Source organism: Ruegeria sp. BA2, from assembly GCF_056539605.1.
In genome coordinates, this window is record NZ_JBQFVE010000003.1 from 120,762 (window position 1) to 133,821 (window position 13,060).

Below are 13,060 nucleotides of genomic sequence, written 5' to 3' on the forward strand. Positions count from 1 at the left end.
CATCCTCGGATACAGGCGAAGGCACGATTTGGTGCCAGAAAGAGGGTTTGGCATGACCATGACATTCGGATTGCGCGAGGAAAACCGCGCTCTGCTACAGCGTGTTGCGGATATGATCCGTGATGAGGTCATGCCGCTGGAAGAGGAATACCAGGCCGAGATCAGCATAGGTGATCGCTGGCAATATACCGAACGCCAGAGCGAAATCCTCGAAGGGCTCAAAGATAAGGCTAAGGCGGCTGGCCTTTGGAACTTCTGGCTGACGGACAGCGAAAGGGGCTTCGGTCTCAGCACAGTTGAATACGCCTATTTTGCCGAGGAGATGGGCAAAACCCCGTTAGGGGCCGAGGTGTTCAACTGCTCGGCCCCCGATACTGGCAACATGGAGGTCTTTGAACGCTACGGCTCTGATGCGATGAAAGAGCAATGGTTGAAGCCGTTGCTTGATGGGCAAATTCGGTCTGCATACTTGATGACCGAACCCGATGTGGCCTCATCCGATGCCACCAATATCTCTATGTCCTGTGTGCGGGATGGGAGTGACTACGTACTGAACGGCGAGAAATGGTGGTCTTCGGGCGCGGGTGATCCACGCTGCGAGGTCTATATCGTGATGGTCAAAACCGGCGGAGAAGACCTGCCCAAACACCAGCGTCAATCCATGATCGTCGTGCCAGCCAATGCTCCGGGGATCGAGGTATTGCGTCCGATGGAGGTCTATGGCCACGACGACGCCCCCCATGGTCACATGCATATCCGCTTTATCGATGTTCGGGTTCCAGCTGCGAACATTCTGCTTGGCGAAGGGCGTGGGTTTGAGATTGCTCAGGGTCGTCTTGGACCCGGTCGCATTCACCATTGCATGCGCGCGATCGGTCAGGCTGAAGCCGCGTTAGAGCAGATGTGCAAACGATCCCTGCAGCGCGAGGCGTTTGGCAAGAAGTTGGCTCAGCTTGGCGCAAACTACGACATTATCGCCGAATGCCGGATGGAGATCGAGATGGCCCGTCTGCTCTGCCTGAAGGCGGCTTGGTATATGGATCAAGGCGACGCACGGGCGGCGGCCCCATGGATCAGCCAGATCAAGGTCGTCGCCCCCAAGGTTGCGTTGAAGGTGATTGATGAGGCCGTACAGATGTTCGGTGCGCAAGGCATCAGTCAGGATACGCCATTGGCCAATGCGTGGACACATGTACGCACTCTGCGACTGGCGGATGGACCAGACGCCGTGCACCGCCGACAGGTCGCACGGGCCGAGTTGAAGAAATACACGCAGGAAAAAGTCTGAGCGATGACATTGGACGTGCTGGGGCAGGCGTATTTTCACCAGAATGCGCAGGGTGTGTTCGTCGGCAATGATCCGGCGCGCGGGCCCTGGTCTGCCGATCACTGCCATGCAGGCCCGGTCAGCGGCCTGATCGTTCGGGCCGCAGAAGCCGAAATTGGTCCTGAGAAGATGCTGACCCGGCTGACAGTCGATCTGTTGCGCCCCCTGCCTTTGGCTGGGCTTCGGGTTGCGGCGGAAACCACACGGCATACAAAAACGCTCGCGACCACTCGAGTCACTGTGCATGACCTAGACGATACGCTGTGTGCCACTGCAACGACGATGCATATGGTGCGCAAGGACCTTGGGGCTGTGCCCAATGTCGACCTACCCGCGCCGCACATCGAGGATATGGTGGACGGCCCATTCCCAATTGGTGAAATGCGTCATGACCTGCGCGGTTTCGCGCATCATTCCCAGATCGGCTATCCAAAAGGCTGCAATCAGGGGGCTGGTCCAAAAACAGTCTGGATGCGAACGCCACCCTTGTTAGAGGGCGAGGACCCATCGCCGATTCAGGCACTCTGCCCGCTCGCCGATTGCGGCAATGGCATATCCTGGAACGCACCCACGTCCGAGATGGGCTTTATGAACACCGACCTGACGGTGCAAATTCATCGAGAGCCCGTCTCGGATTGGCTGGCCTCTGACTCGATCTCGCACTGGCAACCTTCTGGCATCGGTATGTCGCAGTCGGTCCTGTTTGACACCCAAGGACCGGTGGGAACCGCATTGCAAACGCTTGTGTTGTTCCCACCCGGCTAAAGCGGCGAGAAACTGCGCTGTGTTGCGTTATCAGATTGCCCATACCCGATACGCACCCTATCTTCTGGTCATGCGTTGGCTTGCTCTTACTCTGACATGCTGCCTGCCGGTTCCGGCATTGGCTCACCCACATGTTTTTATCGACACGGGGTTAGAGTTTGTTGTCGACGAGGCGGGCAACCTGACTCATGTGCAGGTGACATGGGCCTATGATGAGTTCTATTCGTTGCTACTGTTGGAGGAATATCGCGTTGATCAGGACGGCGATGGCTTTTTGACCGAAGCGGAAGAGGAATTTCTGTCGGGTTTCGATGCACAATGGGTCGAAGGGTATAACGGCGATCTGGTCATCCGGATGGGTGAAACTGTGATCCCACTATCAGGCCCGCTTGAGCCGAAAGCCACAACCGAAGACGCACGCATCGTCACCACTCATCTGCGTGCGGTCGAAGGGGCCCCGGTTCCGGCAAACGATCTGTCTATCAAGGCGTTTGATGAGAGTTTTTACACGGCGTATGAGATTACCCGCCCTGTTACGGTTTCGGGGCCCTTGGCGTGCAATATCGAGCGTACCGATCCGGATATCGATGCAGAATTGGCCCAGATGCAGGCATTCCTGCAATCGCTTGATGCCGACTATGATCTTGAGGAGAACGACATCCCTCTGGTTGGTGAGAAATTTGCAAGCGAGATCAGGCTTTCATGTCCAAATACCTGATCGTACCCGTCGCAATTGCTTGCGGAGTATTGCTCTGGTTTTGGGGTAGCGGTGGTTTTGACCACTTGGCCGCCTGGGCCGCTGGAGAGCAGCGGGAATTCCAGAACCAGATCGCCCGTGCATTGCGCGCGGCGCGCGCCGAACAGCCCGAGGCGGTTGCGACCCTGTTGACTGTTTGTTTTGCCTACGGCTTTTTTCATGCCATCGGACCGGGCCATGGCAAGGTTCTGATCGGGGGATACGGCCTGGGCCGCCGCGTCGCGTTCTGGCGCCTTTCTGCCATCAGTGTTCTCTCAAGCCTTGGGCAAGCGGTCACTGCGGTCGTACTTGTTTACGCGGGTGTCTTGGTGTTCCAGATGTCGCGCGAGTCGCTAGTGGGTGCGACCGAACAGGTGATGGCACCGATCAGCTATGGTGCAATTGCGGCAATTGGCCTGTGGCTGGTCGTTCGCTCAATTCGCAGCTTTGCGCGGCGTCACAAGTCCCATGCATCGCACCAGCACGACCACCAGCATCATGTGCACGACCACCACCATGATCACCATCACCACGAACACGAGGTATGTTCGGATTGCGGTCACCGCCATGGCCCGACTGCCGAAGAGGTCGCAAAGGTCGGTAGCCTGCGCGAGGCGTTGATTCTGATCGCGGGCATCGCCGCACGCCCCTGCACCGGAGCATTGTTTGTGCTGATACTGACATGGCAAATGGGCATCGCAATGGTCGGCATAGCCGGCGCGTTCGCCATGGCGCTAGGCACCGCAACCGTCACCACTCTGGTCGGTTGGACATCTTTTGGACTGCGCGGAGGGTTGCTGGCCTCAGCCTCGGCCACCCGTTTTGCGTCGGTGCTGGCCCCGACGATTGAACTGATTGCGGGTCTCGTCATCGCGGTGATTGCCAGCGGGCTGTTGATGCGGGCTTTGTAATATTAGCCAAACACCGGTTCAGGATATCCAACCCGCGCAAGATAGAGGCCCTGCGGCGGGCAAACCGGACCGCACGCTGCACGGTCAACTGCATCAAGCGCTGTGCGAACATCTTCGGGTGTCCACGCTCCAGCCCCCACGCGCTCTAGCGTGCCAACAAAGCTGCGCACCTGATTGTGCAGGAACGAGCGGGCACGAACGTGGAAGTGGATTTCGGGGCCCGAGAAGCCCTCAATCTGCTCGACTCGCAGCTCGCCCAGCGTTTTGACCGGGCTGGCCGCCTGACAGATGGAGGACCTGAACGTGGTGAAATCATGACGTCCGATCAGCATATCCGCCCCGGCCTGCATCGCAGCAACGTCCAGAGTATGGTTGATTTGCCAGACCTGTCCCCGATCATGGGTCGCAGGCGCACGCCGCATCAGAATGCGGAACAGATATTGCCGCTCAAGTGCCGAGAACCGTGCATGCCAGTCATCATCCACCCGCGCGGCTTTGATGATCGCGACAGGCTGTGGCTTAAGGTGGTAATTCAGCGCCTCGGATAAGCGGAACGGGTCCCACTCTTTAGCCAGATCGCAATGGGCCACTTGCCCAAGCGCGTGTACGCCTGCATCCGTGCGACCAGCAGCGGCAATGGTATGCTCACCGGGTTCGATCCGCGACAGCGCAGTCTCAATCGCACCCTGAACCGAAGGCAGCTCTTTCTGCCGCTGCCAGCCGGCGAACGGTTCCCCTTGGTATTCAACTCTCAGTGCGTATCTGGGCATGCGTCGCTGGTATCGCGCCTTGCACGGACGGGCAAGAGGGGCGAAAGCTCTGGCATGTGCCGCAACCGCTACCTATCTTGGCACAAACGATAATTGCGGGGCGACGGCTTGGTCATCTCATCCTTGGCAGACAGTCTGGTGCGCGGAGTCGAATCCGTCGGCGACCGCGTATCCGAGACCTTCTTTGAACCGGTCATCCGGCTGGGCGTCACGGGATTGGCGCGGTCAGGCAAAACCGTATTCATCACGTCGCTGGTGGCCAACCTGCTGGATCGCGGTCGCATGACCGGCCTAGTGGCGCAGCAGGAAGGGCGGATCACCGCCAGCTATTTACAGCCGCAGCCCGACGATACCGTGCCCCGGTTTGATTTCGAAAACCACCTGTCTGCGCTTACCGGACCTACGCCGCACTGGCCGGACAGCACGCGTGCGGTGTCCGAACTGCGCCTGTCCTTCAAAGTCCGGCCCGCAGGTCTGTTGTCAGGACTACAAGGCCCACGCACGCTGCATTTGGACATCGTTGACTATCCGGGTGAGTGGCTGCTGGATTTGGCCCTGCTGGACAAATCCTATGACGACTGGTCACGAGGCACGCTGGAGCACATATCCAACCGTCCGCTGGCCGAGGCATTTCTAGCCAAAGCTCGGTCAGCCGATCCAACAGCGCCACATGACGAGCCGCAGGCGCAGGACCTTGCCCGCTGTTTCACCGACTATCTGAACGCTGCGCGCGAGGCCGGATTCTATGACTGCACGCCGGGTCGGTTTCTTCTGCCCGGAGATCTCGCCGGCTCCCCCGTGCTGACCTTCGCGCCATTGCCAGTGTCCGAAGCGTCACGCCGCCGTTCACTGCACCGCGAGATGGAGCGGCGCTATGAGGCTTATAAATCGCAAGTCGTCAAACCTTTCTTCCGCGATCATTTTGCGCGGATCGACCGACAGATCGTACTGGTCGATGCGCTGGGTGCGATCCACAAAGGCCCGCAAGCGGTTGAAGATATGCGCCGTGCGATGGCCGATATCCTGTCGGCCTTCCGTCCCGGTCGCAATGCGTGGCTCAACAGGCTGCTACTGGGCAAACGGGTCGAACGCATCCTCTTTGCCGCTACAAAAGCGGATCATCTGCATCACATGCAGCATTCGCGATTGACGGCGATCATCGAGGCCCTGACCCGCGAGGCCCGTGATCGTGCCAGCTTTGCCGGGGCCGAGACTGCTGCGCTGTCGCTGGCCTCGCTTCGCACCACAACGGAAGAGATGCGCAACCATAATGGCGCCGAACTGCCTTGTGTACGTGGCACGCTATTGGACAGCGGCAAACAGGCTGCATTTTATCCGGGCGATTTACCAGAAGACCCTGCCCACCTGCTAGGCCCAGCGCGCAACGGTGCCGAAGGTTGGCTGGGCGAAGATTACGGCTTCATGGCGTTTGCCCCCGCGCATCTGACCTTGAACCCCGGCGATGGCCCTCCGCATATTCGGCTGGACAGGGCCGCGCAGTTTCTGATCGGAGACCGGCTTTGAGCGTGATCCTTCGCCCGGCGCGCAGTACCGATGCCGGTACAACGGGCGCTATTCTGCACGGGTTCGCGCACGACAACGACTGGATGCCGGAACTGCATTCCGAGGCTGAAACCATCGCGTTTTGTGGCCGCATGATCGATCTGGGCTGGGTTACGGTCGTCGAACTGCAGGGGCGGGTGGCCGGGTTTTTGGCATTGAACGACGACGAGGTACAGTCGCTTTATCTGGCAGCGGAGGCCCGAGGGCAGGGGATCGGGCGACGACTGCTTGATCATGCGAAAGCGCAGCGCCCTACGCTCAGCTTGTATGCGTTTCAGGCCAACCACCCGGCCTGCCGCTTCTACGAACGCAACGGGTTTGTAGAGGTCGCGCGCGGCGATGGCTCTGAAAATGACGAAAACCTGCCCGACATCAAATATGTCTGGACACGCGAGGAGAAGGGCGATGGCTAAAGGTCCGGTCCTGATTGATCTGGAAGATGACACCTCGGCAGCCGATGTTTCAACCGCGCCGCCGGTGCCCGATCTCACGCCTCCGCAGGGGCAAGCGATGCAAGCGGCTGTTCGATTTGCAGCGCGGAGACCTTCGGCTTTGTCGCGCTGGTTTTGGGGTTTGGCTCTTGCGGTCGTAGGGGCTGTGATTTCGGTCGGGGCATGGGATTTTGCCTTCTCTCTGCTGGAACGCGCGCCGGTTCTGGGCTGGATTGTTACCGGATTGATCGCAGCGCTTTTGCTGGTTGTCTTGACAATCGCGCTGCGCGAGTTGGCTGCAATCAGCCGTCTTTCGCGCGTAGACGGCCTGCGCCGCGCCGCCGATGCTGCGTTGGCGGATGAGGACCTGTCGCAGGCCCGAACCGTTACCAATCGCCTGATCACATTCTACAGCGGGCGCGATGAAACCCGCTGGGGCCGAGACCGGTTGAAGGAACGGATTGGCGAACAATTCGACGCCGCAACCTTGCTGACACTGGCCGAAGACGAACTGTTAGCCCCGCTAGATGCCGCCGCCAGCCGCGAGGTTGAAGCGGCAGCCAGACAGGTCGCAACGGTCACTGCTCTGGTGCCTTTAGCGCTTGCGGATGTCGCGACCGCGCTGGCAAGCTCATTGCGAATGATCCGACGTATTGCCGAGATCTATGGCGGGCGGGCTGGTTTTTTGGGCAGCTGGCGTCTGACCCGTGCGGTATTCGTGCATCTGGTCGCAACCGGCGCAGTGGCGGTGGGGGATGACCTGCTGGAGCCGATCCTGGGCGGTTCGGTCCTTAGCAAATTGTCACGTCGCTTTGGCGAAGGGCTGGTCAACGGCGCACTCACCGCTCGCGTCGGCGTCGCCGCGATGGAGGTCTGCCGACCTCTGCCTTTCTCGAAGCGCCACAAGCCGTCGACCCGAGGCATGATCAAGCGCGCGCTAAGCGGGCTGTTTTCCAAGACTTGATCTGGCGCAATGTCTTAGCTGGCGCCGTCCCGCATAAAGCGGATGGAGCCAGCAATGACCGACCACGGCCACAGCCAGCAAGAGATATCCCAACGGATCAACGCGCCACCTGGGCGCGGGGTGTTGCGTGATGTCGTATATGGCGGCATCGATGGCTCGGTGACGACCTTTGCCATTGTTGCAGGAGTGGCTGGGGCGGGGCTGTCACCCTTCGTGATCGTTGCACTGGGTTTGGCCAATGTGCTGGCGGATGGGTTTTCGATGGCGGCGGGGAACTATTCGGGAACCAAGGCAGAGCTTGATAATATCCACCGCATCCGCGCCATAGAAGAGCGGCACATCAGGCTGTATCCGGAAGGAGAACGCAACGAAGTCCTTGAAATCCTTGCACAAAAGGGCCTTTCGGGCAGTGTGCTGGATGAGGCAACGGATGAGATCACCTCGAACCATGACAACTGGATCGACTTGATGATCGAAGGCGAATACGGGCTGGGCAGCGTTGATCCGCATCCCATTAAGGCTGCGATGGCGACGTTTATTGCCTTCTTGGTCGCCGGGATGATTCCGTTGCTGCCATTTCTGCTGTCCTTTGAGAATGCGTTCAACGTATCGGCCTGGATGACGGCAGGTGTATTCTTTGCAATTGGCGCCATGAAAAGCCGCTGGTCGCTTGCGCCATGGTGGAGGTCGGGTGGAGAAACCCTGCTGATCGGAGGTGCTGCGGCCGCCATCGCCTTCTGGGTGGGGTCACTCTTTCATCCCTGAACTGCGCCTTTGTCGCAGATGGTTCAATCGGACTGGTTCTTGAACACTGGTTCGATAGGGTGACGAAAACAGACGCGGGTCATCCTGTGGCAGAAGCCCTTAGCGAAACGACTGTATTGGTAACCGGTGCCTATGGCTTCATCGGTTCTGCCGTGGTTCGCGCGTTGAACTCAAATGGCATCGTGGTGAGAGGTCTTGTGCGCAGCCCGAAGATCGCTGATCGGACGCTTCCTGATGTCGATCTGATCGTGGGTGATTTGCGCGATTTCAAATCTGCTGAGGACTGGATACCGCATCTGGAACAAATCGATGTGGTGGTGAACTGTGCGGGGGCTTTGCAGGATGGCGGGCAGGATGATCTGCATGCCGTTCACCATACTGCAATTGCAGCGCTTGGGCACGCCTGCGCGGATGTCGGTATTGCGATTGTGCAGATCTCGGCGATTGGGGCCGAGCCAGATGCGTCGACGGATTTCATGCGCACCAAGGCCGAAGGCGATGCCGCGCTGCGCGCGAGCGGCGCGACCTTATGGTGCCTCAAACCCGGGCTGGTCATCGGTCAAAGCGACTATGGCGGTACGGCGCTGCTGCGGATGCTGGCGGCTGTTCCGATTGTGCAGCCTATCGCGTATGCGAAGACCCCGGTTCAATGCGTCGGAATGAATGACCTTTGCGCGGCGATTGTTGCCGCCGTTCGCGGTGAACTAGCGCCGGGCAGCTATGATCTGGTAGAAGATACACCGCATTCTCTGTCGCAAGTCTTGTATACGACCCGGCGCTGGCTTGGCTTTACGCGTGCGCGATTAACGATTTCAATGCCGCCGCCGCTGATAAATGCGGTTGCCTTTGTTGCTGATCTGCTGGGGTACCTTGGGTGGCGATCGCCCCTGAGGAGTACGGCGATGACAGTTATGAAACAGGGGGTTACCGGAAATCCTGAACCATATCGCCGCGCCTCAGGACGATCTTTGCCCGGGCTGGAAGAAATCTACGAAGAGCTGGTTTGTGCCCGTGAGCACAGGCTGACAGCACGGATGACATTGCTTATGCCTGTCGTCGTCGGGGTTCTCAGCCTGTTTTGGCTGTTATCTGGTGTGTTTGGTCTAGTAGGCCTTTCCGAAGCGGCCGAAATCCTCGTGCAATCGGGTTGGACCCATGGGCTTGCAAAAGCAAGCGTGGCGCTTTGGTCGTTGATCGACATCGTGTTGGGCCTCGCAATACTTTGGCGCCCTTGGGCTGCGCGCGCCTGTTTGGCACAGGCTGGCGTTGCCGTCTTCTATTTGGTCGCCGCAACTTTAGTGGTGCCAGAGCTTTGGCTTGATCCTTTAGGCCCGATGGTCAAGATACTGCCAGCACTGATGTTGTCACTGATCGCGCGTGCAATCCTAGAGAGTCGCTGATGGACCCGGACCTGATCTTGCGATGGTTTCACGTGGTCGGAGCGTGTGTTCTGCTGGGCACCGGGACAGGGATCGCCTTTTTCATGATGATGGCGCACCAAACTGCGGATACGCGGGTCATTGCACATACGGCCGCGATAGTTGTGCTGGCCGATATGCTGTTCACTGCTACAGCGGTCATATTGCAACCGATAACTGGTGCGCTGTTGGCGTGGCGATTGGGCTGGTCTCTGACGGAAGGCTGGATTGCACTGTCGCTGCTGCTTTACATCCTGACCGGTCTGTTCTGGCTGCCCGTAGTATGGATACAGCTTAGGCTGAGAGACTTTGCACGACAGGCCGATGAAGCGGGCACAACCTTGCCTGCCGAATATTATCGACTGTTCCGCATCTGGTTCGCCTGTGGCATTCCCGCCTTTGCCGCAGTTCTGGTGATCCTGTGGCTGATGCTTGCACGTCCGGACATTTCGCTGTTCCAGGAAGGTTTTCTGGGCAACATACGGTAATCGTGCGGATTTCCGTACTGTAATCACAACAAGCTCCGCGATAGGTTCAGCGCATAATATCCCGGAGGTTTCGGTTGGAATCCTTGCTTGTTCTTGTTGGCTTGATCGTTCTGGCCATTCCCGTATCGATCATCGCGCTTTTGATTGGGCAGTCGCGGCTGCGAAAGCGCGTGGAACAGCTGGAGCGTCAGCTATCAGGACAATTGCCTGATGGTGTCGCTGAGATATCCGAAATACCTGATCTCGAGCCGACAACAGAACCGCCCAGGCGCGCGCCCTGGGCCGCTGCCAAGGCTGCTTCGCCTAAGGATACAGACCCGTCAGAGATGCTTCAACCTGCTGAGGCAAACGACCCTCCGGCCACGATCGTATTCCGAGAGGAAAAGTTCGCTGCGCTGGGCGCGTGGCTGCGCGAGAATTGGTTCTATGCGGTCTCGGCGCTGTCGCTGGCATTGGCCGGGATATTTCTGGTTCAATATGGGGTCGAGAACGGTTTATTGCCTCCGACGGCACGTGTCATAGCTGCACTCACCTTTGGCGCACTGCTGATCGGCGCGGGCGAAGTTATCCGACGCAGGTTCGGTGACGACGAAGATACGTCAACCGCGTATCTGCCTTCGGTCTTTTCGGGCGCTGGTCTGGTCACCCTGTTCGGAGGGATCCTGGCCGCCCGCCAACTTTACGATCTGATCGGCCCCGAGACCGCCTTGGCCGGGCTGGTTATCATCGCGCTGTTTGGGCTTGTGCTTGGCTGGTTCCATGGGCCGCTTTTGGCTGCTGTGGGCCTGATCGGAGCCTTCTCTGCCCCCTTTGTCGTCGGTGGCTCTTCGGATGATCCAAGCTGGCTGTACGGGTATTTCTTTATCATCGCCGTATTAGGGCTGGGCATCGATACCGTCAGACGTTGGGCTTGGATTTCGGTTTTGACACTCGTTGGCGCATACGGAGCAGCCTTGCTGCTGGTCCTCTCCTCACCTTCAACCGAGCCCGGGTATCTGACCTGCGTCACGGCGCTGGCATTTATCGCTATCGCAATCCCTGCGCGGCGTATCTGGCCAAATCATACCGGCCCGATGATCACTGAGATCTTCAGACGCCGTAAAGGAGAGCCGTGGCCTGAGTTTCCCACGCGTATTGCCTTTGGTGCCGTACTCGTCACTTCGGTGATTTTGTCCCTGCATTGGCCGGACACAAACAGTGAGTTCTGGCTTGGCTTTGTTCTATTCATGGGTCTGATCATGGGTCTGATCCTTTGGGCCAAAGATGCGCGCGCTTTGCAGGATCTGACAGTGCTGCCTGCCCTTGGGTTGATCTGGTTTGTTCTCGTGCACGGGTTGGACGGAGGGCGCGTTTGGTACCAGTTTGCTGAAACATACGCAGAGACTGCCGAGGCGGATTATCCATGGAGCGTTACTCTGCTGGTAGGTTTGGGTACTTTGGTTACGCTGCTTGCCGCGTGGCGATCTTTTCAGACCGGGCGTTATGCGATGGTCTGGGCAGGTGGCGCGGCCATCTTTGCTCCGACCCTGGCAATCGCAATTGAACTTGGTTGGAAACCTGCGGAAGTGATCGGGGCCTACACGTGGGCATTGCACGCCATTGCTTTGGGCGCGCTAATGGTGGTTCTGGCCGAGCGATTTGCGCGTGCCGATGGCGAGAACCGAATGCGCACGGCATTGGCAACTCTCTCGGCGCTGTCCTGTCTTAGCTTCGCCTGCATAATCGTGCTCAGCTCTGCTGCCCTTACCATGGCGCTTGTCGTTATGGTCGTCGTGGCTGCAGCGCTTGACCGGCGCTTTGAGCTGCCGCCGATGAGTTGGTTCATCTGGGCGGGTGTTCTGACTGTGACCGTGCGGTTGGTACTCGACCCAGGGCTCGACTGGGCCGAGAGCGCTCCGTTGATCGAAATGATCCTGGTCTATGCCGTGTCAGCCATCGGCTTTGTTGTGGGTTGGGTCTTGCTGAAGCCGCTCGATCGTCCGATTGCCGCTTTACTGCTTGAAAGTGCAGCCTGGGCGACGGCGGGCATACTGCTGTCTCTGTTGTTGCTGCGTTGGCTGGAGGGCTTTGGGGAAGGCGGGGCCACCAACAGCCACTGGGGCTTCGGGCTGCTGGCGGTGATCTGGCTGCTGCTGGCCTTTGCCCAGGTGCAAAGATTCAAGCTCGGCGGTAGGTTGAACTACCTGCGCTACGCGCTAGCGGCCTTTTTTGCGGCACATGGCGTGGTTCGATTGGGGCAGGCGTTGTCAGATGCCAATCCGCTGCTCAATCCCTTTGCCGAACCTGTGCTGGGCCCGCCTTTACTGAACACGCTCGCCGTCGCTTACCTATTGCCCGCACTTGCCATTGGTTTCTCGGCCTGGCGCGTTGTGACGTCACCTGTGCTGCTGAAACAGATCAGCTATGGCGTGTCTGTGGTGTTGATGGCGGTCTGGTTGGGGCTGGCGATCCGGCACCTCTGGCAAGGCGCAGGGGGCATGTATGAAGGCAACGGTGTCACTCAACCCGAACTGTATACTTATACAATCGCGCTTCTGCTAGTCGGCGCAGGCCTGTTTTATCAGTCGCTTGCACGTCGATCCGATCTTATGCGCAAGGCAGGGCTGGCCGTGATTGGATTGGCCGTGGCCAAGGTGTTTTTGATCGATATCGCCGGTTTGGGCGGGTTGATCCGGGTCTTTTCACTGTTGGCATTGGGTCTGGCATTGGCGGGGCTCGCGTGGCTCAATCGCTGGGCCACGTTGCGCCATTCGTCGCAAGGGTCAGAACCTCTGGACCATTAGGCGTGGGCGTCCTATAAGCGCGGCCATGTTTGACCGTCTGGCCATCATTATTCGAATTATATCCCCGGCGCTCTGATATCGCGAGACGCCGGGCAAAGGTGCTTGAGTTATCGCACTGACCGCTTCGATCCAAAAACGA

Annotated in this window: 12 protein-coding genes; 11 read left to right on the plus strand and 1 reads right to left on the minus strand. The window is 58.8% G+C overall.

Annotation, left to right across the window (positions count from 1 at the left end; genetic code table 11):
• The first annotated feature begins 52 nt into the window (after positions 1 to 52).
• From ACR0NN_RS08105 to ACR0NN_RS08120, 4 genes are all read left to right on the plus strand, one after another.
• Positions 53 to 1,288, plus strand: a complete 1,236-nt coding sequence (locus ACR0NN_RS08105) for an acyl-CoA dehydrogenase family protein (RefSeq protein ID WP_170721302.1) — start codon at positions 53 to 55, stop codon at positions 1,286 to 1,288.
• A gap of 3 nt (positions 1,289 to 1,291) precedes the next feature.
• Positions 1,292 to 2,092, plus strand: coding sequence for a thioesterase family protein (locus ACR0NN_RS08110; RefSeq protein WP_170721299.1), 801 nt, complete (start codon positions 1,292 to 1,294; stop codon positions 2,090 to 2,092).
• Between the two features lie 70 nt (positions 2,093 to 2,162).
• A complete protein-coding gene (locus tag ACR0NN_RS08115) occupies positions 2,163 to 2,810 on the plus strand; it encodes a DUF1007 family protein (protein ID WP_170721295.1) in 648 nt (215 codons plus the stop codon).
• Complete coding sequence (locus ACR0NN_RS08120) at positions 2,795 to 3,739, plus strand: HoxN/HupN/NixA family nickel/cobalt transporter (RefSeq protein WP_170721292.1); 945 nt, start codon at positions 2,795 to 2,797, stop codon at positions 3,737 to 3,739. Before ACR0NN_RS08115 ends, ACR0NN_RS08120 begins: the two co-directional genes overlap by 16 nt.
• 2 nt (positions 3,740 to 3,741) lie before the next feature.
• On the opposite strand, the gene truA is transcribed toward ACR0NN_RS08120, so the two are convergent.
• Positions 3,742 to 4,509: a tRNA pseudouridine(38-40) synthase TruA gene (gene truA, locus ACR0NN_RS08125; RefSeq protein WP_170721287.1), complete on the minus strand. Its 768-nt coding sequence runs from the start codon at positions 4,507 to 4,509 to the stop codon at positions 3,742 to 3,744.
• A gap of 108 nt (positions 4,510 to 4,617) precedes the next feature.
• Between truA and ACR0NN_RS08130 the strand changes: the two genes are divergently transcribed.
• The 7 genes from ACR0NN_RS08130 to ACR0NN_RS08160 all read left to right on the plus strand — a co-directional run bounded on the left by ACR0NN_RS08130 (position 4,618) and on the right by ACR0NN_RS08160 (position 12,921).
• Positions 4,618 to 6,033, plus strand: a complete 1,416-nt coding sequence (locus tag ACR0NN_RS08130) for a YcjX family GTP-binding protein (protein WP_170721285.1) — start codon at positions 4,618 to 4,620, stop codon at positions 6,031 to 6,033.
• Between the two features lie 2 nt (positions 6,034 to 6,035).
• Positions 6,036 to 6,485: an N-acetyltransferase family protein gene (locus ACR0NN_RS08135; protein ID WP_480684548.1), complete on the plus strand. Its 450-nt coding sequence runs from the start codon at positions 6,036 to 6,038 to the stop codon at positions 6,483 to 6,485.
• A complete protein-coding gene (locus tag ACR0NN_RS08140; protein WP_170721273.1) occupies positions 6,478 to 7,467 on the plus strand; it encodes a YcjF family protein in 990 nt (329 codons plus the stop codon). The genes ACR0NN_RS08135 and ACR0NN_RS08140 overlap by 8 nt, the downstream gene beginning before the upstream one ends.
• 54 nt (positions 7,468 to 7,521) lie before the next feature.
• Positions 7,522 to 8,232: a VIT1/CCC1 transporter family protein gene (locus ACR0NN_RS08145; RefSeq protein ID WP_170721269.1), complete on the plus strand. Its 711-nt coding sequence runs from the start codon at positions 7,522 to 7,524 to the stop codon at positions 8,230 to 8,232.
• 59 nt (positions 8,233 to 8,291) lie between these two features.
• Positions 8,292 to 9,632, plus strand: a complete 1,341-nt coding sequence (locus ACR0NN_RS08150) for an SDR family oxidoreductase (protein ID WP_480684387.1) — start codon at positions 8,292 to 8,294, stop codon at positions 9,630 to 9,632.
• A complete protein-coding gene (locus tag ACR0NN_RS08155) occupies positions 9,632 to 10,138 on the plus strand; it encodes a DUF2269 domain-containing protein (RefSeq protein WP_170721261.1) in 507 nt (168 codons plus the stop codon). The genes ACR0NN_RS08150 and ACR0NN_RS08155 overlap by 1 nt, the downstream gene beginning before the upstream one ends.
• A gap of 74 nt (positions 10,139 to 10,212) precedes the next feature.
• Complete coding sequence (locus ACR0NN_RS08160) at positions 10,213 to 12,921, plus strand: DUF2339 domain-containing protein (RefSeq protein WP_170721257.1); 2,709 nt, start codon at positions 10,213 to 10,215, stop codon at positions 12,919 to 12,921.
• Positions 12,922 to 13,060: the final 139 nt, after the last annotated feature.